Origin of the sequence: Sphingomonas sp. Sph1(2015) (assembly GCF_001970915.1) — a bacterium.
GTDB classification, from domain to species: domain Bacteria; phylum Pseudomonadota; class Alphaproteobacteria; order Sphingomonadales; family Sphingomonadaceae; genus Sphingomonas; species Sphingomonas parapaucimobilis.
This window is the reverse complement of sequence record NZ_MQUI01000001.1, coordinates 204,119-225,093: the sequence shown is the minus strand read 5'-3', so window position 1 is coordinate 225,093 and position 20,975 is coordinate 204,119. Positions and strand designations below refer to the sequence as shown.

The 20,975-nt window shown below is 65.9% G+C and carries 30 protein-coding genes and 1 pseudogene; 13 read left to right on the top strand and 18 right to left on the bottom strand.

What is annotated here, in order from left to right; translation table 11 throughout:
• Positions 1 to 82: 82 nt before the first annotated feature.
• Positions 83 to 721: a carbonic anhydrase gene (locus BSZ14_RS01005; RefSeq protein WP_076709311.1), complete on the bottom strand. Its 639-nt coding sequence runs from the start codon at positions 719 to 721 to the stop codon at positions 83 to 85.
• Positions 718 to 2,298: a SulP family inorganic anion transporter gene (locus BSZ14_RS01000; protein ID WP_076709310.1), complete on the bottom strand. Its 1,581-nt coding sequence runs from the start codon at positions 2,296 to 2,298 to the stop codon at positions 718 to 720. The genes BSZ14_RS01005 and BSZ14_RS01000 overlap by 4 nt, the downstream gene beginning before the upstream one ends.
• A gap of 185 nt (positions 2,299 to 2,483) precedes the next feature.
• Between BSZ14_RS01000 and BSZ14_RS00995 the strand changes: the two genes are divergently transcribed.
• Together BSZ14_RS00995 and BSZ14_RS00990 are read left to right on the top strand one after the other, a co-directional pair.
• Complete coding sequence (locus tag BSZ14_RS00995; RefSeq protein ID WP_042483800.1) at positions 2,484 to 3,023, top strand: J domain-containing protein; 540 nt, start codon at positions 2,484 to 2,486, stop codon at positions 3,021 to 3,023.
• Positions 3,020 to 3,316: a hypothetical protein gene (locus BSZ14_RS00990; RefSeq protein WP_076709308.1), complete on the top strand. Its 297-nt coding sequence runs from the start codon at positions 3,020 to 3,022 to the stop codon at positions 3,314 to 3,316. The genes BSZ14_RS00995 and BSZ14_RS00990 overlap by 4 nt, the downstream gene beginning before the upstream one ends.
• Before the next feature lie 218 nt (positions 3,317 to 3,534).
• On the opposite strand, the gene BSZ14_RS00985 is transcribed toward BSZ14_RS00990, so the two are convergent.
• From BSZ14_RS00985 to BSZ14_RS19815, 9 genes are read right to left on the bottom strand one after another with little or no spacing between them, the layout of a single operon-like run.
• Positions 3,535 to 3,936: a SufE family protein gene (locus BSZ14_RS00985; protein ID WP_076709307.1), complete on the bottom strand. Its 402-nt coding sequence runs from the start codon at positions 3,934 to 3,936 to the stop codon at positions 3,535 to 3,537.
• A gap of 40 nt (positions 3,937 to 3,976) precedes the next feature.
• Entirely contained in the window at positions 3,977 to 4,645 is a 669-nt protein-coding gene (locus tag BSZ14_RS00980; RefSeq protein ID WP_076709305.1) for a hypothetical protein, read from the bottom strand.
• Positions 4,642 to 4,881 (bottom strand): hypothetical protein, encoded by a 240-nt coding sequence (locus BSZ14_RS00975; RefSeq protein ID WP_042483743.1) that lies wholly within the window; start codon positions 4,879 to 4,881, stop codon positions 4,642 to 4,644. Before BSZ14_RS00975 ends, BSZ14_RS00980 begins: the two co-directional genes overlap by 4 nt.
• Before the next feature lie 33 nt (positions 4,882 to 4,914).
• Positions 4,915 to 5,178 carry a hypothetical protein gene (locus BSZ14_RS00970; RefSeq protein WP_042483739.1) on the bottom strand — a complete coding sequence of 88 codons (264 nt, stop codon included), beginning with the start codon at positions 5,176 to 5,178 and terminating at the stop codon, positions 4,915 to 4,917.
• Between the two features lie 47 nt (positions 5,179 to 5,225).
• The gene (locus BSZ14_RS00965; RefSeq protein ID WP_076709304.1) at positions 5,226 to 5,522 is read right to left on the bottom strand and encodes a hypothetical protein; all 297 of its coding nucleotides are present in this window, start codon (positions 5,520 to 5,522) and stop codon (positions 5,226 to 5,228) included.
• Positions 5,523 to 5,563: 41 nt separating this feature from the next.
• Positions 5,564 to 5,947, bottom strand: a complete 384-nt coding sequence (gene pspC, locus BSZ14_RS00960; RefSeq protein WP_042483734.1) for an envelope stress response membrane protein PspC — start codon at positions 5,945 to 5,947, stop codon at positions 5,564 to 5,566.
• Between the two features lies 1 nt (position 5,948).
• Positions 5,949 to 6,242 carry an envelope stress response membrane protein PspB gene (pspB, locus tag BSZ14_RS00955; protein ID WP_042483731.1) on the bottom strand — a complete coding sequence of 98 codons (294 nt, stop codon included), beginning with the start codon at positions 6,240 to 6,242 and terminating at the stop codon, positions 5,949 to 5,951.
• A gap of 1 nt (position 6,243) precedes the next feature.
• Entirely contained in the window at positions 6,244 to 6,912 is a 669-nt protein-coding gene (gene pspA, locus BSZ14_RS00950; RefSeq protein WP_042483728.1) for a phage shock protein PspA, read from the bottom strand.
• Between the two features lie 31 nt (positions 6,913 to 6,943).
• On the bottom strand, positions 6,944 to 7,090 hold the full coding sequence (locus tag BSZ14_RS19815) for a hypothetical protein (RefSeq protein ID WP_167334669.1): 147 nt from the start codon (positions 7,088 to 7,090) through the stop codon (positions 6,944 to 6,946).
• A 176-nt stretch (positions 7,091 to 7,266) separates the two neighbouring features.
• Here BSZ14_RS19815 and pspF point away from each other — a divergent pair, with 176 nt between their 5' ends.
• Positions 7,267 to 8,313 carry a phage shock protein operon transcriptional activator gene (pspF, locus tag BSZ14_RS00945; protein ID WP_076709302.1) on the top strand — a complete coding sequence of 349 codons (1,047 nt, stop codon included), beginning with the start codon at positions 7,267 to 7,269 and terminating at the stop codon, positions 8,311 to 8,313.
• Between the two features lie 66 nt (positions 8,314 to 8,379).
• A complete protein-coding gene (locus BSZ14_RS00940; RefSeq protein ID WP_056433929.1) occupies positions 8,380 to 8,991 on the top strand; it encodes a superoxide dismutase in 612 nt (203 codons plus the stop codon).
• Positions 8,992 to 9,089: 98 nt separating this feature from the next.
• On the opposite strand, the gene BSZ14_RS00935 is transcribed toward BSZ14_RS00940, so the two are convergent.
• Genes BSZ14_RS00935 through mtaB form a run of 3 tightly spaced genes read right to left on the bottom strand, consistent with a single transcriptional unit; the run spans position 9,090 to position 11,880 of the window.
• Positions 9,090 to 9,707, bottom strand: coding sequence for a septation protein A (locus tag BSZ14_RS00935; RefSeq protein WP_076709301.1), 618 nt, complete (start codon positions 9,705 to 9,707; stop codon positions 9,090 to 9,092).
• On the bottom strand, positions 9,704 to 10,639 hold the full coding sequence (gene ftsY, locus BSZ14_RS00930) for a signal recognition particle-docking protein FtsY (RefSeq protein ID WP_076709299.1): 936 nt from the start codon (positions 10,637 to 10,639) through the stop codon (positions 9,704 to 9,706). The genes BSZ14_RS00935 and ftsY overlap by 4 nt, the downstream gene beginning before the upstream one ends.
• Positions 10,636 to 11,880, bottom strand: coding sequence for a tRNA (N(6)-L-threonylcarbamoyladenosine(37)-C(2))-methylthiotransferase MtaB (gene mtaB / locus BSZ14_RS00925; RefSeq protein ID WP_076709297.1), 1,245 nt, complete (start codon positions 11,878 to 11,880; stop codon positions 10,636 to 10,638). The genes ftsY and mtaB overlap by 4 nt, the downstream gene beginning before the upstream one ends.
• Between mtaB and BSZ14_RS00920 the strand changes: the two genes are divergently transcribed.
• Positions 11,879 to 12,454 carry a DUF924 family protein gene (locus tag BSZ14_RS00920; protein ID WP_198930422.1) on the top strand — a complete coding sequence of 192 codons (576 nt, stop codon included), beginning with the start codon at positions 11,879 to 11,881 and terminating at the stop codon, positions 12,452 to 12,454. The two genes, mtaB and BSZ14_RS00920, sit on opposite strands and share 2 nt — an antisense overlap.
• Here the strand turns inward: BSZ14_RS00920 and BSZ14_RS00915 are convergent.
• Positions 12,429 to 13,970 (bottom strand): putative bifunctional diguanylate cyclase/phosphodiesterase, encoded by a 1,542-nt coding sequence (locus tag BSZ14_RS00915; protein ID WP_076709294.1) that lies wholly within the window; start codon positions 13,968 to 13,970, stop codon positions 12,429 to 12,431. The genes BSZ14_RS00920 and BSZ14_RS00915 overlap by 26 nt on opposite strands.
• 253 nt (positions 13,971 to 14,223) lie before the next feature.
• Here BSZ14_RS00915 and ffh point away from each other — a divergent pair, with 253 nt between their 5' ends.
• From ffh to rimM, 4 genes are all read left to right on the top strand, one after another.
• Positions 14,224 to 15,747, top strand: a complete 1,524-nt coding sequence (ffh, locus tag BSZ14_RS00910; RefSeq protein WP_076709293.1) for a signal recognition particle protein — start codon at positions 14,224 to 14,226, stop codon at positions 15,745 to 15,747.
• A gap of 57 nt (positions 15,748 to 15,804) precedes the next feature.
• On the top strand, positions 15,805 to 16,191 hold the full coding sequence (rpsP, locus tag BSZ14_RS00905; RefSeq protein ID WP_007404083.1) for a 30S ribosomal protein S16: 387 nt from the start codon (positions 15,805 to 15,807) through the stop codon (positions 16,189 to 16,191).
• 107 nt (positions 16,192 to 16,298) lie between these two features.
• Positions 16,299 to 16,439: a hypothetical protein gene (locus BSZ14_RS19810; RefSeq protein ID WP_167334667.1), complete on the top strand. Its 141-nt coding sequence runs from the start codon at positions 16,299 to 16,301 to the stop codon at positions 16,437 to 16,439.
• Complete coding sequence (rimM, locus tag BSZ14_RS00900; RefSeq protein WP_076709291.1) at positions 16,411 to 16,905, top strand: ribosome maturation factor RimM; 495 nt, start codon at positions 16,411 to 16,413, stop codon at positions 16,903 to 16,905. Before BSZ14_RS19810 ends, rimM begins: the two co-directional genes overlap by 29 nt.
• Here the strand turns inward: rimM and BSZ14_RS00895 are convergent.
• Positions 16,895 to 17,803, bottom strand: coding sequence for an NAD(P)/FAD-dependent oxidoreductase (locus tag BSZ14_RS00895; RefSeq protein ID WP_076709290.1), 909 nt, complete (start codon positions 17,801 to 17,803; stop codon positions 16,895 to 16,897). The genes rimM and BSZ14_RS00895 overlap by 11 nt on opposite strands.
• A gap of 85 nt (positions 17,804 to 17,888) precedes the next feature.
• Between BSZ14_RS00895 and BSZ14_RS00890 the strand changes: the two genes are divergently transcribed.
• The 4 genes and pseudogenes from BSZ14_RS00890 (at position 17,889) to rplS (ending at position 19,657) form a co-directional block, all read left to right on the top strand.
• Entirely contained in the window at positions 17,889 to 18,161 is a 273-nt protein-coding gene (locus BSZ14_RS00890) for an AbrB/MazE/SpoVT family DNA-binding domain-containing protein (RefSeq protein WP_076709288.1), read from the top strand.
• Positions 18,154 to 18,537: a type II toxin-antitoxin system VapC family toxin gene (locus BSZ14_RS00885; protein ID WP_042483563.1), complete on the top strand. Its 384-nt coding sequence runs from the start codon at positions 18,154 to 18,156 to the stop codon at positions 18,535 to 18,537. The genes BSZ14_RS00890 and BSZ14_RS00885 overlap by 8 nt, the downstream gene beginning before the upstream one ends.
• Positions 18,534 to 19,249: pseudogene (gene trmD, locus BSZ14_RS00880) on the top strand (tRNA (guanosine(37)-N1)-methyltransferase TrmD); the annotation flags it as partial. The gene BSZ14_RS00885 and the pseudogene trmD, both read left to right, overlap by 4 nt.
• 15 nt (positions 19,250 to 19,264) lie before the next feature.
• Positions 19,265 to 19,657 (top strand): 50S ribosomal protein L19, encoded by a 393-nt coding sequence (gene rplS, locus BSZ14_RS00875; protein ID WP_042483560.1) that lies wholly within the window; start codon positions 19,265 to 19,267, stop codon positions 19,655 to 19,657.
• A gap of 262 nt (positions 19,658 to 19,919) precedes the next feature.
• Here rplS and BSZ14_RS00870 read toward each other — a convergent pair whose 3' ends face one another.
• Positions 19,920 to 20,561: a peptidylprolyl isomerase gene (locus tag BSZ14_RS00870; protein ID WP_076709287.1), complete on the bottom strand. Its 642-nt coding sequence runs from the start codon at positions 20,559 to 20,561 to the stop codon at positions 19,920 to 19,922.
• Between the two features lie 31 nt (positions 20,562 to 20,592).
• Positions 20,593 to 20,859, bottom strand: coding sequence for a hypothetical protein (locus tag BSZ14_RS00865; RefSeq protein WP_076709285.1), 267 nt, complete (start codon positions 20,857 to 20,859; stop codon positions 20,593 to 20,595).
• Positions 20,860 to 20,975: the final 116 nt, after the last annotated feature.

Below are 20,975 nucleotides of genomic sequence, written 5' to 3'. Positions count from 1 at the left end.
CACAGGCTTTATGCTTGCCGAAGCGCCCCACCCCCGGCCCCTCCCCTGAAGGGGAGGGGGGCAACAAAAGTTCTGCTTAACCCTACATCAAAACCTTGTCGGGTCGGGCGAGGCTGTCGAGATCGGTGTTCGCGTCGATCTCCAGCAGGGTTTTGATATGCCCGTCGCGAATGTCATAGACCCAGCCGTGCAGCCATAGCTCGCGCTTCTCGGCGAACGCCTTCTGGATCGTGTCGAGCCGGGCCAAGTGGCGCAGCTGCTCCATCACGTTCACCTCGACCAGCCGGTTGACGCGTGCGGCCTGATCCGGCTGCGCGTCGATCTCGTCCCGGTGGCGGTGCAGCACGTCGCGGGCATTGCCCAGCCACTGGTCGACCGGCCCCTGCGTCCCGCCCTCCAGCGTCGCCAGCACGCCGCCACAGCCATGATGGCCGCACAGGATGACATGACGGACCTTCAGCACATCGACCGCGTATTGCACGACCGACAGCAGGTTGAGGTCGTCGTCATGGACCAGATTGGCGATGTTGCGGTGCAGGAACATGCCGCCCGGCGGAGTCATGGTCATCTGCTCGGGCGTCACCCGGCTGTCGGAACAGCCGATCCACAGAAAGTCGGGCTTCTGCCCCACCGTCTGCCGCTGGAAGAAGTCGGTCTTCTCCTCCAGCAGTTCGGTCGCCCAGGCCTTATTGGCGAGCAGGAGCTGCTTATATTCCCTCATGCGTAGCGCACTCCCGTCGATGGGGCATTGATGAGCGGGGCGGTCCGCTCGGCGATGTCGCCGCGCACGATCACGCTGATGCCGCGGAAGTGGGCGCCCTTGATGAAGGCGTTGATGATGTCGATATTGTCCAGGTCGACATAGGAGGTCGAGGACAGGTCGATCAGCAGGTTCGCACCGTCCGGCACCTTGGCCAGCGCCTTTTGCAGCTCGTATTTGTGGATGAAGTACAGGTTGCGTCGTGCCCGGATCAGGCAGTCGCCATCGTCATAGGCATAGGTCAGCGCCGGGCGGAAATTACGCGCCACCACGAAGACGAAGCCGACGACCAAGCCGACCAGGATACCGATCAGCAGGTCGGTGCGCAGGATCGCCAGGATGGTGACGATGAACGGGATGAACTGGCTCCACCCCTGTTTGTAGCGTTCGGTGAACAGCTTGGGCTTGCACAGCTTGTAGCCGGTGGCGATCAGCACGGCGGCTAGCGCGGCCAGCGGAATCTGGTTCAGCACGACCGGGATCAACGCGACCGAGATCAGCAGCCAGGTGGCGTGCAGCATGGTCGACAGCTTGCTCTCCGCCCCCGCATCGACATTGGCCGAGGAGCGGACGATCACCGAGGTGACGGGCAGGCCGCCAAGCAGGCCGGAGACGATATTGCCACCGCCCTGCGCCATCAGCTCCCAATTCTTGTCGGTGGTGCGACGGCGTGGGTCGAGTTCGTCCACCGCCTTGACGCTCAGCAGCGATTCCAGGCTGGCGACGATGGCGAGCGTGATCGCGGTAGTCCACACCGCGCCCATGCCGATCGCCGAGAAGTCGGGAAGCTGGAACTGGCCGAGGAACTGCGACGCGCTGCCAGCGACGGGCACCCGCACCAGATGCGCGCCCGCCAGCTGCCAGTCGGGACGCAGCGCACCCAGGATCATGTTGCCGACCACGCCGATGACGACCACGACCAGCGGTCCGGGCAGCAGTCGCAGCGGGCCTTGCTTGGGCTTGGCGTGATCCCACCAGAACAGGAAGGCGAGGGACACCGCGCCGATCAGCACCGCGCCCGGCGCGATGTCGTTGCTGACGCTGGTCCACAGGTCGGTAAAGGTGTTGCCGCCCGCGCGGCTGGCATATTCGAAGCTGCCCTCGAAATCGCCGTCATAGCCGATGGCGTGGGGAATCTGCTTCAGGATCAGGATCAGGCCGATCGCCGCCAGCATCCCGGTAATGACCGAGGAGGGGACGAATTCCGCCAGCACGCCCGCACGGGTGAAGGAAAAGGCCAGCTGGAGCACGCCCGCCAGCATCACCGCCAGCAGGAAGACCTGGAAACTGGGGAGCCGTTCGATCGCCTCGAACACGATGACGGTGAGACCGGCGGCGGGGCCAGCGACCGACAAGGGCGACTTGGAGAGGAAACCGACGACCAGACCGCCCGCGATCCCGGCGATCATGCCCGCAAAGGGCGGTGCGCCGGACGCGACCGCAACACCGAGGCAGAGGGGCAGGGCGACCAGCGCCACCACGATGGAGGCCGGTATGTCCGCTCTTGCGGTGGCCAGGAAGGAACGACTTTGGGCCACGATGGCTCCTGTCAAAACTGGGCGTCCGCATATGTCCGGTACGGACATGACTATATGATGACGTATATTTCATGAACGAGGGAACCATTGGCGGTCAAGCGATTCAGCGGGCATTTGAGGGCTATGTCCCGCAAAGCGCGGCGTCGATGCTTGCACCGGCGCGCAAGTGGCTTAAATCGACCCGCGTGGCGCGTTCTTCTACCCGATCCAATGACTGGGGCTTTCCCCGCTGGCGCAGCTATGGTGCGTCGCGCGAGGCCAAGCCGGTGCGTATCTGCGACCGGCATGGTTGCGACGAGCCGGGCAATTGCCCGGCCCCCAAGTCCCCCAACAGCCCCGACCGCTGGTATTTCTGCGAGACCCATGCCGCCGAGTATAATCGCGGCTGGGATTATTTTCAGGGGCTCAGCGCCGAGGAAGCCGCTGCGCGCGAAGCCTCGGAACGGCAGACCAGTGCAGGCTATGCCCAGTCCAAGCACCAGGCCTGGGCCGGGCCGGGCGACGGCAGCCGGTCGCGCGACGAGATGCGCGCGCTCGACGCGCTGGGTCTGGAGCCGGATGCCGAGTTCGACCTGATCCGCGCAACCTGGCGCGGGCTGGCCAAGGCGAACCATCCCGATATCCGCCCCAATGATCCGGAAGCGGCGACCAAGTTCCAGCAGGTGCAGGCCGCTTACGAGGTGCTTCGCGCCGCCGAGGAACGGCGCAGCTGGAAGCCCGAATGATCCGTCGCGCCAAGGCGGATTGGGAAGTGACGGTCCTGGTCTGCGGCAAATGCTCGAAAAAGGTCGGCGGCGGGTTCGGGCCGAAGGGCAAGACCTCGCTGGCCAAGGCACTCAAGCGGATTTTTGGCAAGGGGCGCAAGGCATCGATCGGGGTGGTCGAGACCAAATGCCTGGGCCTCTGTCCGAAAAATGCGGTGACGCTGGTCGATGGGCGGCGGCCGGGCGAGTGGCTGGTGGTGACGCCGGACGAGGATGTCGAGGCGATCGCGGCGCGGTTGGGGCGGGGGGCTTAAGGTTCCGGGCGTGGGCTCAGTGAGACTCCGATCCCTCCCCCATCCCCTCCCGCCTGCGGGAGGGGAGCGACCAGAGGCGCGGACTGGTTTCTTTGTTGATCCTCAGGGATGGGGCAGACGTTGTTGAAATAGGTTTGGGCCTGCCAAGAAGCACGCCCCTCCCGCAAGCGGGAGGGGATGGGGGAGGGCAGGGTGTCTCACCGAGCCCTCCCTCCCGATCAATACCGCCCGGCCGTCTCCCGGATCAGCGCGATCATGTTCGGTATCCCCTGCGTCCGGTTCGAACTCAGCTGGTTCCGCAAATCGAACGGGGCCAGCTCGCCCTCGATATCGGTCGCCAGTATCTCGGCAGGCGTCTTGTCCTGCACCGTCTTCAGCACCAGCGCGATAATGCCCTTGGTGATCGCCGCGTTCGAGTCCGCCAGGAAATGCAGGCCCGCCGCGTCGCCCTGGGTCGGATAGACCCAGACCGAGGCCGAGCAACCCCGCACCAGCGTCGCATCGGTCTTCAACGCCTCGGGCATCGGCTCCAGCGCGCGGCCGAGGTCGATCAGCAGGCGATAGCGATCGTCGGCGTCGAGAAATTCATATTCGTCGCGGATTTCGGCAAGATCGGACATGGCGCTCGCGCTACCGCGAACGATGCGTCACGACAACCGTTCAGTCCGCCAGCAGCGCGTCGACCGATCCGCCGTTGCGCGCCAGTTCGGCTGCCACGCGGCGACGCCCTTCATAATAGGCCAGCACCCGCGCATTCGGATCGCGTGCGCGGATCAGCGCCTCGTCCTGCGGCCGGGTGCTGGTTTCCCGCGCGACATAATCGGGATAGCCTTCGCGCTTCCACGCGGGCAGGCGCAGCGCGGCCCATTCGCCGATATGGTCGGCGACCAGCCGGTGGGTCATCTCATGCGCGATGGTGCCCGACAGGGTGCGCACACCGCCCAGCGGCGCGCCGTTCGTCACCCGGTCCGCCGCCACCGAGCTGCGGTTGAAGATCAGCGCTTGGGCAAAGGGGCGTCGAAAGGCGATCGATCCCCGCGCCCCGATCGACAGCATGTCCCAGCGCCAGCCACCATCGGTCAGCACCACCTGCCGCGACAGTCCCGGCCGGTAGAGCGGGCTGGCCGCCAGCAATCCGTCGGCACGCGCGAGCACCTGCCCCATCGCCGCCCGGTCGATCGGCTGTTCGGACAGGACGGTCGTCCGCCCGAAATCGGCGCGATAGGGAAAGGCGAGCGCGGCGGGGACGTGGACCACCCCGGCGACGACGACCGCGCCGCCACAGGCGATCCGGGTCGTCCATCGACGAAGGGTGACGAAGCGGCTCACAGGTCGACGCCGGCGGCGATGGCTTCGAGCTTGCGGATGCGCTCCTTCAGGTCCGCCATCTCGATCCGCGACGCGGCCGAGGCGGCGGGGGGGTAGGGCATGTCGTGGCTGCGCTCGAACTCGCGATTCTTAAGCTGCAGCCAGCCGCGCCAGCCCGCAAGACCGGCGGTGACGATCATCGCCAGGCCCGCCAGGCCGGCGGTCGCGATCACGATGTAGAGATTGGTGTCGGTCATGATCCGGGCTCCCTGTCCGTATCAATGGGTGGCTTAACGGTCGCGCAGCCGCTCGATCTCGCGGTCGAGATCGATGCTCTTGCGTTCGTCGGTGATGACGCGCTCCAGGACCTGGATGCGCTCCTTCAGCTGCTGGATTTCGCCACGCAGCGCCTGGCTGTCGCGGGCGCTATCGCCGCGCAGATGCTCGACCATATCCGGGCCGAAGGTGCCGCGCTGCTTGTGCTTGGCCTTGACGATGTTGGCGATCATCACGATGGCGACGATCATGACGACCATGAACTGTGATCCGGACATGGCGATAGCTCCCCTCTAAAGTTTCGAATATTCGGTGCCGGGACCGCTCAGCGATCGCGCAGCGCGTCGATTTCGCGCGCGGTCCGCTCGGCGGGGTCGGTGGCGATGCGCTCCAGCACCGCGATGCGCTCTTCCAGTCGAGAGACCTGGCCGACCAGCTTCTGGTTCTCAGCGGTCAACAATTCGACCTTGCGGCCATCGGCGATGTCGCTCTTGTGCGTCATCCCGCCCCAGTCATTTTCCAGGCTGTAGCCGTGCTTTGCACGGATCCAGGTGGTCACGACCCAACCGATCGTCGACATTGCGATGATCGCCAGGACGAAACCCGGTCCTCCCCATGCCATAATCCATACTCCCATAGGATAGTTGATGTGTCAGCGCGGTCTCAGCGCAGGCTGTCGATCTCGTCGGCGAGCTGGCGGTTGCGGCTGGTGTAATGCAGTTCGATATCGGCGAGGCGACGGTCGATGTCGCGGAACTTCGAACGGACCTCGGCGGTCGAGCGGCGCGGGTTGCTGCGCACGCCCTGCCAGAACTTGGCGTCGTCGTCCGACTGGTAGAGGCCGATCGGCTTGGCGATCGCCATCCAGGCGACCAGCATATAGGCAAGCGGAACCCAGGGCATGCCGACGCCGGTGACGGTCAGCAGGACCGCGGCGATGCGGACCCACAGGACGTCGACCCCGGTATAGTCGGCGATACCGGAACACACGCCCTTGAACTTGGCATTCTGCTTGTCGAGGTAGAATTGGGTGCGGCTGGCGGTCATGTCAGTTCCTCCGATCGAGGCTGTAGTCGGTGCGGCCGAGGCGACCTTCGGGGCGCCATTCGGGCTGCGACAGGCTGGGCTTGAAGTCGGGATTGTCGGCGGCGACGATCCGTTCGACCGTGTTCAGGCGGTCTTCCAGGCGGCGTGCGAGCAGGTGAAGCTCGTCGAGCAACTGCTCGTCCTCATGCGTGATCTTCGGCGCCTGCTTCCACTTGGTCATATAGTGGAGGAACAGCCAGGGCAGGCCGATGAAAATGGACGTGATGGCGATGAAGGGGACGACGATGTCTTCCATCTCACTCTCCCTTGTTCAGGCGCGCCTTGAGCGCGGCGAGTTCGGCATCGACCCGGTCGGAGGCGCGCAGTTCGGCGATCTCGTCCTCGAGCGTCTTGGGGTTGGCGCCCAGGCCCAGCGCTTCCGCGCGGCCCTCGGCCTCGTCCACCTTGCGCTCCAGAATGTCGAAGCGGCTGAACGCGTCGTGGGTCTTCGGCCCGTTCCACATCTCGCGCAGGCGATAGCGGTTGTTGGCGCTTTCCAGACGGGTCTGGACCGCATTCTGCTTGGTCCGCGCCTCGCGCAGCTTGTTCTGCAGCTTGGCGATATCCTCTTCCGACGCGCGGAGCGCATCGTCGAGCACCTGGACTTCGGCCTTTAGCTGGTCGGCCATGTCGGCGGCCTTCTGGCGTTCGATCAGCGCGGCCTTGGCCAGGTCCTCGCGGTCCTTCGACAGCGCCAGCTCGGCCTTTTCGGTCCAGCTGTCCTGAAGCTGGTCCAGCTTCATGATGTGGCGGCGGATTTCCTTTTGATCGGCGATCGTGCGGGCGGCGGAGGCGCGCACCTCGACAAGCGTTTCCTCCATTTCGAGGATGATCATGCGGATCATCTTCGCGGGGTCTTCCGCCTTGTCCAGCAGGTCGGCGAAATTGGCGGCGACGATGTCGCGGGTGCGGGAGAAAATGCCCATCGGATACTCCTTGATGGCGGCTATTCGGGGATTATGCGGTCGGTGCCTCGATCGCCGCAACCAAAGTCTGTGCAGGAGCGACATGCGCGGGGGCGAGGGCGCCCATCAGGCAGGTGGCGCTCATCACGACGGTGCAGGCGATGGCGGCGATCTGGCGGGTGATGTCGGTGGCGAACATGGTGGAAACTCCCTGAATTCTTTTGTTTCGATCCGCTCGTCGGCGGGATGCCAGAAGCTTTGCAGGAGGCGTGCCAGTTTCAAAAAATGCGGAAATACAACGGCTTGTAGAATAGTTGCGGCAAAACAACGATTGCACTCTTGCCAAGCCTTGGGAAAATCCGCCACCTGTTGGGAATGGAGCGAACGAGTCAGGTCATCGGCCAGTCGGGGGCCTTTCTGGACGCGCTGGAACGGGCCAGCCGCGCCGCCGCGCTCGACCGTCCGGTGCTGGTCATCGGCGAGCGCGGGACCGGCAAGGAACTGGTCGCCGAACGCCTCCACCGCCTGAGCGGGCGCTGGGACCAGCCTTTGGTCATCATGAACTGCGCCGCGTTGCCGGAGACACTGATCGAGGCCGAGCTGTTCGGCCATGAGGCGGGCGCCTTCACCGGCGCTACCAAGGCGCGGGCGGGGCGGTTCGAGGAGGCGAGCGGGGGCACCCTGTTCCTCGACGAGCTGGGCACGCTGTCGATGGCGGCGCAGGACCGGCTGCTGCGCGCGGTGGAATATGGCGAGGTGACGCGGATCGGATCGTCACGGCCCCTGCGGGTCGATGTGCGCATCGTGGCGGCGACCAACGAGCATTTGCCTGACAAGGTTGCCGCGCATCAGTTTCGCGCCGACCTGCTCGACCGGCTGTGCTTCGAGGTGGTGACGCTGCCGCCGCTTCGCGCGCGCAAGAGCGATATCATGGTGCTGGCCAATCATTTCGGGCGGCGCATGGCGGCCGAGATCGGCTGGAACGAGTGGCCCGGTTTCGGGGCGGCGGCGACCGATGCGCTGATGGAGCATCGCTGGCCCGGCAATGTCCGCGAACTGCGCAACGTCGTCGAGCGTGCCGTCTATCGCTGGGACCGCGAGGGACCGGTCGATGCGATCGAGATCGATCCGTTCCGCTCGCCCTATCGCCCGCAGGGCCAGTCGCCTGCCGCCGCGCGGAGTGAGCAGGGGAATCCGCCCGCCTCCGCCGAGCCGGTGAGCGACGGCGACGAGGTGGCGGCCTGCGACGTCGGCCCATCCGACTTCAAGTCGCGCGTCGCCCGGTTCGAGCGGGAATTGCTGACCAAGGCGCTGGCCGACAACCGCTTCAACCAGCGGACCACGGCCGAGGCGCTGGGCCTGTCCTATGACCAGCTTCGTCATGCGCTTCGTCGTCACGATCTGATCGGAACGGTTGCGTAACCGCGTTCGGGGAGCCATTTGAGGCGCCCGGCGTTGCCACAGGCAAACCCCAAAGGAGCAATCACGATGGCTTTCGAACTGCCGCCCCTTCCGTACGACTATGACACGCTGGAGCCGGTCATCTCCAAGGAGACGATGACCTTCCACCATGACAAGCATCATGCCGCCTACACCAACAAGCTGAACGAGGCGGTGGCAGCCGACACGTCGCTTCAGGGCAAGTCGATCGAGGACATCCTGGCGAACATCTCGTCGGCTCCGGCCGCCGTCCGCAACAATGGCGGCGGTTTCTGGAACCATGACTTCTTCTGGAAGATCATGACCAAGCCCGGCACGACCCAGCCTTCGGGCAAGCTGGCCGAGGCGATCGAGGCGTTCGGCGGTCTCGACAAGTTGAAGGACGAGTTCAACACCAAGGGCGCGGGTCAGTTCGGTTCGGGCTGGGCCTGGGTGATCGCGGATGCCGAGGGCAAGCTGAAGGTCACCTCGACCCCGAACCAGGACAACCCCCTGATGGACGTCGTCGCCGACAAGGGCACGCCGATCCTGGGTAACGACGTGTGGGAGCACGCCTATTACCTGACCTACATGAACGACCGCCCGGGCTATCTGAAGGCTTGGTGGGACGTCGTGAACTGGGACGAGGCCGGTCGCCGGTACGAGGCGGCGGTCGCGTAATTCCTACGCCGATCCGTTTCGGATAAGGGAAAGGGCGGCTCCACTGGAGCCGCCCTTTTCTCATTCCTATTCCTCCCCTTGCAGGGCGGAATTGGGGTTCACTCCACCGGCGGTTCGTCGACCTTCGCGCCTTCCGCATTCAGCCCATGGCGCAACAGCATCGGGATATTCGCGATCGCAAAGGCGATGGTCAGCGGCATCGCGCCCCACAGCTTGAAGCCGACCCAGAAATCCCAGGTCGAATTGCGCCATACCGCTTCGTTCAGCACCGCCATGAAGGCGAAGAAACAGGCCCAGTTGCGCGTCAGCTTGCGCCAGCCGAGTTGGGTCAGCCCCGGATAGACATTGCCCAGCACCATCTGGATCAGCGGCCGTCCGGTCGCCAGCCCGAAGAACAGCAGCGCGGAGAACATCGCATAGACGATGGTCGGCTTCATCTTGATGAAGCGTTCATCGTGGAAATACAGGGTCAGGCCGCCGAACACGACGACCAGCACGCCCGACAGCCATAGCATCGGCGAGATGCGGCCGAGCTTCACCTTGCTGACGATCATCGCCACCACGGTTGCGGCCATGAAGACACCGGTTGCGACCAGCACGCGGGTCAGCGGGCCGATCGGCGCCAGGAAATTGACTGCGAAGAACAGGATCAGCGGGCCATATTCGATACCGGCCTTCAGGCCGGGGCCGGCCTCCGTCTTGGGGGCGGCGCTCACTTGCGGCCCCCTTCGATCCCGGCGATGATCCGGCTGACCTCGTTGGCGTCGAAGGGACGCAGGTCGGTCATGCCTTCGCCGACGCCGATGGCGTGGATCGGCAGGCCGTATTTCTCCGCCGCCGCGACCAGCACGCCGCCGCGCGCGGTGCCGTCCAGCTTGGTCATGACCAGGCCGGTGACGCCCGCCACGTCCTTGAACACCTCGATCTGGTTGAGCGCGTTCTGGCCGGTGGTGGCGTCGAGCACCAGCAGGATGTCATGCGGCGCTTCCGGGTTCAGGCGGCCGAGCACGCGGCGAATCTTGGACAGTTCGTCCATCAGCTCGCGCTTGTTCTGGAGGCGGCCCGCAGTGTCGACGATCAGCACGTCGATGCCGGTCGCGGTCGCCTGCTTCACCGCTTCATAGACGATGCCCGCCGCATCGCCGCCTTCCTTGCCCGATACGATCGGCACCCCGACCCGCTCGGCCCAGGTGGCGAGCTGGCCGATGGCGGCGGCGCGGAAGGTGTCGCCCGCCGCCAGCATCACGCCGTAATCCTGCTCCATGAACAGATGCGCCAGCTTGGCGATGGTCGTGGTCTTGCCCGAACCGTTGACGCCGATGACCAGGATCACCTGCGGCCGGGGAAAGGCGTCTATCTCCAGCGGGGTGGCGACCTTGGCCAGTGCCTTTTCGACCTCTTCGGCGACGACCAGGCGGATGCCCAGATCCTCCATGTTCCGCTCGAAGCTGCCCTCGGCCAGGCGGGTGCGGATATGGCCCGCCGTCTCCGGCCCAAGGTCGGAGGCGATCAGCGCTTCCTCGATCTCGTCGAGCGTATCGTCGTCGAGACGCGCGGTGCCCAGGCCCGCCAGATTGCCGACCAGCCGGTCCGAGGTGCGACGAAAACCGCCGAGCAGCTTTTCGTGCCAGGAGGAGGAAGAACTCATGCCAATTGTCCGATCAGATGGGTTTCGGTCGCCGCCGTGACCCGAACGCGGGCGATGCGGCCCGGTTCGGCGGTGGGGGTAAAATGAATGTCGGCGAAGTCCGGCGCATGGCCGCGCGTGCCCGGCCGCTCGACCAGCACGTCGCGGGTCTGGCCGATCTGCGACGCCAGCCAGTCGCGGCGGCGGCGCGCGGCGGCCTCGCGCAAGGTAGCGGCGCGCTCGCGGCGAAGCGGGTGGGGCACCTGCGGCATCCGCGCGGCGGGCGTGCCGTCGCGCGCCGAATAGGGAAAGATATGCGCGTGGACGATGCGGGCGTCGTCGATCAGCGCCAGTGTATCCGCCGCCATCGCCTCATTCTCGGTCGGGAAGCCCGCGATCAGGTCCGCGCCGATCGCGATCTCGGGCCGCGCTGTCAGCAGGCGTTCGACGATCGCGACAGATTGCGCGCGGCTGTGGCGGCGTTTCATCCGCTTGAGGATCAGGTCGTTGCCTGCCTGGAGCGACAGATGGAGATGCGGCATCACCCGCGCCTCGCCGGTCACCAGCTCGAACAGGCGGTCGTCGATCTCGATCGAGTCGAGCGACGACAGACGCAGCCGGGGCAGGGCAGGCACATGGGTCAGGATACGCTCGACCAGCAGGCCCAGGCTGGGCGCGCCGGGCAGGTCGTGGCCATAGCTGGTCAGGTCGACGCCGGTCAGCACCACCTCGCGGTGACCCAGTTCGACCGCGCGCGTAATGCGCTCGATCACCAGCCCGGCGGGGACCGAACGGCTGGGGCCTCGCCCGGTCGGGATGATGCAGAAGGTGCAGGCGTGGTCGCAGCCATTCTGCACCTCGACGAACGCCCGCGCATGACCCGCAAAGGCCGATACCAGATGCGGTGCCGTCTCGACCACCCGCGACAGGTCGGTGACCAGCATCGGTTCGGCCGAGGCCCAGGCCTCGGGGCGCAGCTTGTCGGCATTGCCCAGCACGCGTGCGACTTCGGGCATGGCGGCGAAGCTGGCCGGGTCGATCTGCGCGGCGCAGCCCGTCACGACGATCTGGGCATCGGGCCTCGCCTTGGCCGCGCGGCGGATCGCGGCGCGGGTCTGCTTGACGGCTTCGTTGGTGACGGCGCAACTGTTCACGACGACCATGTCCTCCCGCCCCGCAGCCAGTGCGCGGATCGTTTCGCTCTCGGCGATGTTCAGGCGGCAGCCCAAACTTATAATCTCGGGTCCAGGGAGGGACGACATGACCGCCGATCTAGGGATGGATGAACGACGTGTCCACGCGGACGCGAAAGCGGTGCTCGACTTCTGGTTCGGACTGGACCCCGAAAAGCATTTCGCCAAGGACGATGCGCTCGACCGCGTGATCGCCGAGCGGTTCGGGGCTTTGCGCGATCAGGTGCTGGCGACCGATGCGATCGGCTGGCGCGACGATCCCGATACGCTGCTGGCGGCGATCCTGTTGCTCGACCAGTTTTCGCGCAACCTGCACCGGGGATCGGCGCAGGCCTATGCCGCCGATCCGCTGGCGCTGGACCTGTGCCTGACGGCGATCGATGCCGGGTGGGAGGATCGCTATCCGCCCGACCGGCTGGCCTTTGTCTATATGCCGCTGATGCATGCCGAGTCGCGTGCGATGCAGGATCTGAGCGTCGCGAAGTTCACCGAGCTGGGACGCCCGGAAAACCTCTCCTTCGCCCGCGACCACCGTGACGTCATCCGGCTTTATGGTCGCTACCCCAGCCGCAATGCGGCGCTGGGCCGGGCCTCGACCGAGGCGGAGCGCGACTATCTCAGCCGGCCAGACGCGGGGTGGTGAGCGAGGAGGGAGAGATACCCGCGAGCAGCCGCTTTTCCGCCAGCATCTGACGCACCTGCGCCAGATCGAGCGGCGGACCATAGAGCGAGCCCTGCCCGTGCGAGCAGCCGATGTCGCGCAGCCGCATCTCGATATCCAGATCGCGCACGCCCTTGGCCGCGATCGGCAGGTGCAGGCTGTCGCCCAGATGGACGATCGCGGTGACGATGGCGCAGCAATCGGGGTCGGCGGCCATGTTGCGGATGAAATTCGGGTCGATCCGCACCCGGTCGAAGGGCAGGGCACGCAGATGCGCCAGGCTGGAATAGCCGCGCCCGAACGCGTCGAGCGCCAGCGCGATGCCCTGGTTCTTCAGGCTGATGACGATCGACTGCGCCAGCGCCAGATTGGCGAACAGCGCATTCTCGGTGATCTCGATCTCCAGCCGGTGTGCGGGGAAGCCGCACTCGGTCAGCGTCTTGATGACCTTCTGTGCCAGCCAGGCATCCTGGAATTGCGACGCCGCCAGCGGGACCGACAGGGTGATCGACGGGTCCCAGTCGCGCGCGGCCGCCATCGCCTGTCGCATCAGCGCCAGCGAAACCTCGCCCGACAGGCCACAGGCCTCGGCGACGGGCATGAAGCGCTCGGCGGTCATCGCGCCCAGGGTGGGATGATCCCAATAACCCGATACCTCGAACCCGGTCAGGCGCGCGGTGCCCAGATCGACCTGCGCCTCGAACCGGGGCTGGATATCGCCGCGCGCCAGCGCCGCGCGCAGGTCGGTGATGATGGCGTTGCGCTCGGCCATCGCCTCTTCCATCGCAGGCGCGAACCAGAGCGGCTTGCCGTCGCTGCGCGCCTTGGCGGCGATCAGCGCCAGATCGGCCTGGCGGACCAGCCGGTCGACCGTCGCGGCCCCGTCATCGATGCGGGTCAGCGCGATGGCGGCGCGGGGCGTCAATTCCTGGTCGATCAGCTTCACCGGCTGGCCAAGTCGCACCGCCAGCCGTTCGGCCAGCCGCTCGATCCGATCACGACCGCGCGGGTCGAAGGGGATCAGGCAGCCGAAGCAATCGCTCTCGAACCGCGCGACGATCGCGTCGGACGGGGCCTCGTCGCGGATGGTCTTGGCGACATGGCGGAGCAGCAGGTCGCCCGCCTCATGGCCCAGTGACCCGGCGATGGCACGGAAACGGTCGATATCGACGAGCATCAGCGCAATGCCGCGGTGGCGGCGCTGCATATTGTCGATCATCGCCTGCCCGGCATCGTGGAAATAGCGGCGATTGGTCAGCCCGGTCAGGGGATCGATCTGCTCGACATCGGGCGCACGCGCGGCAGAGGCGGGCAGACGCCAATGGACAAGGATGGCGGCGACGGCCGTTGCGGACAGCAGGAGTTTCGCGGGCAAGGTCAGGCCCAGCTGGATCAGGATGATCGCAGTGGCCAGCAACGCGATGCCAATCGCCACCGCCGCGCCCGTAAGGCCCGCAGAAACAGGGATATTGGCAACAGGTTGACGCGACCCGGACATGACCTAGCGGTCGCATGTCAGGAGTGTACAATAGGTTAACGCCGCTGCCCGATCAGGCCCGGGCGCGCCCGGCTTGCGCCCGTCCGCATTTTCCCATAAGAGCGTCCTCAAGTTCCGTTTCGGAATGTGAAAGTGAAGCGCCCAAGGGTGCACGCTGGCCGGCGAGGTTTCGCCCGCCGGCGCTTTTGCGTTTGGCGGTGCGACACGGGTTTTTGGGCCGGGCTCTCCGGCTCGGGTTTGACGAGGTGAGGCGATGTTCGACAGCTTGAGCGATCGGCTTGGCGGCGTATTCGACCGCCTCCGCGGCCGTGGCGCGCTGACCGAGGCGGATGTCCGCACCGCGATGCGCGAAGTGCGCGTGGCGCTGCTGGAAGCCGACGTCGCGCTGCCCGTCGCACGCGATTTCGTCGAAAAGGTCACCGAACAGGCGATCGGCCAGAACGTCCTGCGTTCGATCACGCCGGGCCAGCAGGTCGTCAAGATCGTTCACGACGCGCTGGTCGAGATGCTGGGCGCGGATGCCAGCGAGCTGTTGCTCGACGTCACGCCGCCCGCCGTCGTGATGATGGTCGGCCTTCAGGGCTCGGGCAAGACCACGACCACCGCCAAGATCGCCCGCCGCCTGTCGAGCGGGGCGATGGGCCGCGATCGCAAGAAGGTGCTGATGGCGTCTCTCGACGTCAATCGCCCCGCCGCGCAGGAGCAGCTGGCGACGCTGGGCACCCAGGTCGAGGTCGCGACCCTGCCGATCATCCAGGGCCAGCAGCCGGTCGAGATCGCGCGTCGCGCGATGCAGGCGGCCAAGCTCCAGGGCTATGACGTCCTGATGCTCGACACCGCCGGTCGTCTGCACGTCGACCAGGCGCTGATGGACGAGATGAAGGCGGTGGCGGAAATCGCCCAGCCGCAGGAAATCCTGCTCGTCGTCGACTCGCTGACCGGGCAGGACGCGGTGAACGTCGCGACCAGCTTCTCGGAGCAGGTGCCGCTGACCGGCGTCGTGCTGACCCGTATGGACGGCGATGCGCGCGGTGGTGCGGCGCTGTCGATGCGCGCGGTCACCGGCAAGCCCATCAAGTTCGCCGGTGTCGGCGAGAAGATGGACGCGCTGGAAGCCTTCCACCCGGAGCGTGTCGCGGGCCGTATCCTCGGCATGGGCGACGTCGTGTCGCTGGTCGAGCGCGCCGCCGAGACGATCCAGCAGGAAGATGCCGAGCGCATGGCCATGAAAATGGCCAAGGGTCAGTTCGACCTGAACGATCTGCGCGGCCAGCTGGCCCAGATGCGCCGCATGGGCGGGCTGGGAGCGCTGGCGGGCATGATGCCGGGCATGAAGAAGGCGCAGAACGCGCTCAATGATGCCGGTGGCGACAAGATCCTGCTCCGCATGGACGCGATCATCACCTCGATGACCGTCAAGGAGCGGGCCAAGCCCGAACTGGTCAACGCCAAGCGCAAGATCCGCATCGCCAAGGGTTCCGGCACCACGGTGCAGGACGTGAACAAGCTCCTGAAGATGCATCAGGAAATGGCCACGGCGATGAAGAAGATCAAGAAGATGGGCGGCATCAAGGGCATGATGTCCATGCTCGGCAAGGGCGGCCTTGGCGGCCTGGGCAATGCACTGGGCGGTCCGCAGATGGGCGAGATGCTCAACAAGGCGGGTGGCGGAGGCGGCCTGCCGGGCATCGGCGGCATGGGTGCGGGCGGCGGCAAGTTGCCCGAGGGCATGCCCAAGCTGCCGCCCGGCTTCGAGAATCTCCTGAAGAAGAAATAACCCCCGCGCCGGACGGAATGCCGGTGGATTTGAACGTTTTAACTCAAGGACTGAAATATGGCTCTCAGCATTCGTCTGTCGCGTGGTGGCTCCAAGAAGCGCCCTTACTACCGCATCGTGGTGGCCGACGCCCGTGCGCCGCGCGACGGCAAGTTCATCGAGAAGATCGGCAACTACAACCCGCTCCTCGCCAAGGACAATGACCAGCGCGTGCAGCTCGACGCCGAGCGCGCGAAGCACTGGCTGGCCAATGGCGCACAGCCGACCGACCGCGTCGCCCGCTTCCTGGACGCCGCCGGCGTTCGTGAGCGCGCCGCTCGCAACAACCCGAACAAGGCGAAGCCGGGCGAAAAGGCCACCGAGCGCGCCGAAGAGCGTGCCGAGAAGCTGAAGGCCGCGCAGGAAGCCGCCAACGCTCCGGCCGAAGAAACCGCCGAGGCCTAATGGCTTTCGGCTTTGCGCTGCCCCGGTCGATCGCGATCGGGGCAGCGCAAGGCACCGGATACGGGGTCATGCGTTTCCCAAGGCCAATGGCTTCAGGAGATATGCGCATGACCCCGCCGACCGAACCCGATCCCCGGACCGCACCCGACGATCATGACGACGCGACCAACCAAGGCGTCTCCGCGCCAGACCCCGCCGAAGGCGGAGACGACAGCCCTGATGGCGACGGCAACTCGCCCAGCGGGTGAGCCGCACGTCACGCTGGCCGTCATCATCGGCGCGCATGGCATTACGGGCGAGGTTCGGCTGAAGGTCTTTGCCGACGACCTGTCGGACTATCGCTCGTTCAATGACGGCGCGCTGACCCTGAAGTCGACGCGTGAGGGTTCGAACGGCGTCATCGCGCGCTTCGCCGAAGTCACCGACCGCAACGCCGCCGAGGCACTGCGCGGTACGGAGTTGACGGTGCCGCGCTCTGCTCTGCCTCCGCTGGAGGAGGGCGAATATTATCATGCCGATATCATCGGCCTGTCCGCCATTGCCAGCGATGGCGAAGAACTGGGCCATGTCGCGCTGATCGAGAATTTCGGAGCGGGCGACGTGCTCGAGATCGAGCGCCCCGATGGCCGCCGTTTCATGGTGCCGATGAACGCCCAGGCCGTGCCCGAATGGGATCAGGACCGCCTGATCGTCGAGCGCAGCTTCATCGCCTGATCGGCGACTGCTCGCTCAACAGGTTGCGGATCGTCGTCGCTGCGACCCCGGCCTCGCCCATGGCGTGGCTGATCTGATCCAGCCCCTTCACCACATCTCCCGCCGCGAACAGGCCGGGGACCGAGGTGCGCTGATGGTCGTCGACCTCCAGGCATCCGCTCGGGTCGGCCTTCGCGCCCGCCGATACCGCCAGTTCGGACCGGATGCGCGAACCCATCGCCGGATAGACGCTGTCGAACCGCATCCGCCCGCTCGCCGTGTCGAGCGCGATGTGTTCGCCTTCGATGGCCCAGCCGCCGCACGGACCATCCACGCGTGCTACGCCCGCTTCGTCCAGTGCCTTGGCGCAGCCGGGATCGAGGTCATGCCCGGCATCGGGCGCGATCAGCGTCACGTCTCTGGTAAAGCCGCGCAGGAACAGCGCCTCGCGCATCCCATGGTCGCTGGTGCCGATCACGCCGACACGCTTGTCGGTGACTTCATAGCCGTCACAGACCGGGCAATAGCGGATCAGCCCGCGCTCCAGCGCCGGGTCATGGACTTCGGGCAGCAGCTTGCGGGGGCGATGGTTGACGACGCCGGTGGCGAGCAGGACGGTGCGCGTTTGATATTCGGCATCATCGGCCATGACGCGAAAATGGCCGCCTTCTGGGTGGATCGCCGTGACGCGGTGCGGCGTGCAATGCGCTCCGTAACGGCGCGCCTGGTCGTGCATGCGTGACAGCAGCGCCTTGCCGCTGATCCCTTCCGGGAAACCGGCATGATTGTGCGTACACGGGATCATCGCCGCCCGGCTCGACCCGCTGTCGAACATATGGATGCGCAGATGATAGCGGGCCAGATAGATCGCCGCCGTCAAGCCAGCAGGCCCCGCGCCGATGATGATGCAATCGTCCATGGCGGGGCAAAGCGCGAGCGTCCGCAACGTTCCTTGGCAGCATGTCGCGAACCATGTATATACATGGCGTATATACGGAGGCGTTATGAGCAAGGTCTATCAGGCAAAGGTCTTCCGCTCCGGCAATTCGCTGGCGCTGCGGCTGCCCGCCGCGCTGGGGCTGACGGAAGGAACCGAGATGACCCTGCGGGAAGAGCAGGGGCGCTATGTGTTCGAGCCGGTGGAAGCGCCGCGCAAGACGATCGACCTGACGGGCATCGCCGGGTCGATGCCGTGGCTGAAGCCAATCGAGCGGGAAGATTTCGAAATGGAACCACGCGCGCTGGATTGGGAAGGGAAGATGCTTGGCCGTGATTGAGCCGCGCTATCTGCTCGATTCCAATATCTGCATCTACGTCCTTCGCGATGCGGGCGGCCGTGCGGCACAGCGACTCGCAACCTGCGAACCGGGCCGCGCCGTGGCCTCTGCGATCACCTATGCCGAGATCATGCGCGGACTGGAGCGCCATGGCACAGAGGCAGTGGCGGCGTTCGATCGCTTTTTCGATCGGGTGCCGATATTGCCGTTCGACCGGCACGCAGCATCGGCTTATGCGGAAATCCCGTTCCAGCGAGGGCGGTTCGATCGCCTGATCGGCGCCCATGCCCTGGCGACGGGCCTGACGCTGGTGACCAACAACGAAGCCGACTTCGCCGACATCCCCGGCCTGACCATCGAGAACTGGACGCTGTGACCTTTCGCGCGACGATATTGACGCTCTACCCCGAGATGTTTCCCGGACCGCTGGGCCATTCGCTGGCGGGGAGGGCGTTGCGCGAGGAGCGGTGGGCGCTGGAGACGGTGCAGATCCGCGACTTCGCCACCGACAAGCATCGTTCGGTCGACGATACGCCTGCGGGCGGCGGGGCGGGCATGGTGCTGCGCGCCGACGTGCTGGCCGCGGCGGTGGATTCGGTCGCCGACGACCGGCCCGTGCTGGCGATGACGCCGCGGGGGCGCCCGCTCACTCAGCCGCGCGTGCGCGAGCTGGCGGCGGGGCCGGGCATCACCGTGCTGTGTGGCCGGTTCGAGGGGTTCGACGAACGTCTGTTCGAGGCGCGCGGCATCGAACAGGTGTCGATCGGCGACTATATCCTGTCGGGTGGCGAGATGGGCGCGCTGGTGCTGCTCGACGCTTGCGTTCGGCTGCTTCCCGGCGTAATGGGCGCGGCTTCCAGTGGAGTCGAGGAAAGCTTCGAAAGCGGCCTCCTCGAATATCCGCAATATACCCGTCCCGCCGAGTGGGAAGGGCGCACGATCCCTGAAGTGCTGCGATCGGGGGATCATGCGAAAATCGCAAAATGGCGTCATGCCAGGGCTTGCGAGGATACACGGTCAAGGCGGCCGGACCTTTGGGAACGTCATGAGGGCGTTCGGGTCGGTCGCCCTCTGGCGCGCGGCGACGATTGAGGAATGAAGTCATGAACGTGATCCAGCAGATCGAAGCTGAGCAGATCGCCAAGTTCAACGAGACGAAGAAGATCCCCGAATTCCGCCCCGGCGACACGCTGAAGGTCGGTGTGAAGGTCGTCGAAGGCGAGCGCACCCGCGTCCAGTTCTATGAGGGCGTCTGCATCGCCCGCTCGAACAAGGGCATGGGATCGTCGTTCACCGTTCGCAAGATCTCCTTCGGTGAGGGCGTGGAGCGCGTCTTCCCGCTCTACTCGCCGAACGTCGACTCGATCGAAGTGGTTCGTCGCGGCGCCGTGCGTCGTGCGAAGCTCTATTACCTGCGTGGTCGCACCGGCAAGTCGGCGCGTATCGCCGAGCGTCGCGATCCGCGTCCGGCCAAGGGCACCGCAGCCGCCGAGTAATCGGTGCGGCGGACCCTTTGTGGTTCGACAGGGAAGGGGCGGTGGCACCAGACGGTGCCGCCGCCCTTTTTCTTTACGAAGGCCCCCACATCCGTTCAGCGGGGGCATATTTCGATTGCGGGAGGGAGCACCTCGCGCTCCGTTCAGCCTGAGCGAAGTCGAAGGCCGCGCCCAGGCGGCGACCGCGAGCGGGCCGGACCCTGTTGGGTTAGGCCATCCCTTGGCCTTCGACTTCGCTCAGGCTGAACAGAGGAGGGTGGGATCACCCCCCAAAATTATACAGCCACATGCGCGGTTCCTTGGTCGGCTGCAGCTTGCCGTCCAGTCGCTTGGCGTTGATCAGGGTGACGGGTTTGAAGATCATCTGCCCCTTCATCGCGTCCTGCCCACCGCCCGAGGGCTTGGCGAGGATCTTCTTCACCGTGTCCATCCCTGCGATCACGCGCCCGAAAGCGGCATAGCCGTCATAGCCCGGCCGCGCGTCCATGCCGGGTGTCGGGCCGACGGTGATGAAGAAATTGCCGCCCGCCGAGGACGGCGTCGTTCCCCGTGCCATCGATATGGTGGCGTCGAGATGCTTGATCCCGGTCTGGGTCGTCTTCTCCAGCGGGAAGGGGGGCAGGATGCGGCGCGCATCGGTGCGGATGCCGCCCTGTACGAAGCCCTTTTTCGGATCGCGCTTGTCCCGCGCCGCCCGGTAGAAGCTGGTGCCGTCGAACCGGCCGTCATCGACATAGGCAAGGAAGTTCTTCGTGGTGGCAGGCGCCCGGCGTGTGTCGAGCGCCACGACGATCGGCCCCTCCGACGTGTTGAGCTGCACCCGGATGGTGCCGGGGCGGGGGACATTCTGGGTGGCGGGAGCAGCTGCGATCAGCAGGGCGAGAAACGGCAACGCATACTTCATGGCCGTATTCTAGCGGCTGCCACGACCGATGTCATTTACCCGAAGCCATCGCACCCCAGCCGTTCAGTGCAGGCACCAGATCGTCCGCCAAAGCCCTCAGCCGTTCGGCGAGGACGGGAGCGAGCGGCGGATGGTGGCGAACCTCGTCCATGAAGCGTGCGTCATACCCCCGGCCTCGAAATGCGGGTTGCAGCTCCACCAGTGCTTCCCCGCCATAAGGATCGTCACGGAGCATCTCGGTAGAGCTTTGTGCCATGAGGGCGGCGTCGCGCGTGCAAAGCCCCAACTGCTTGCGCAACTTCGCGGTCGGATCGATCCTGAAAGGCCGTCCTGCGGCTCGGCGATCGGGTAGAGCGGGGCGGCTGCGGCCTTGGCCTCTGCCGTCCGGCCCAGTTGTTGAAGCGCACAGGCGCG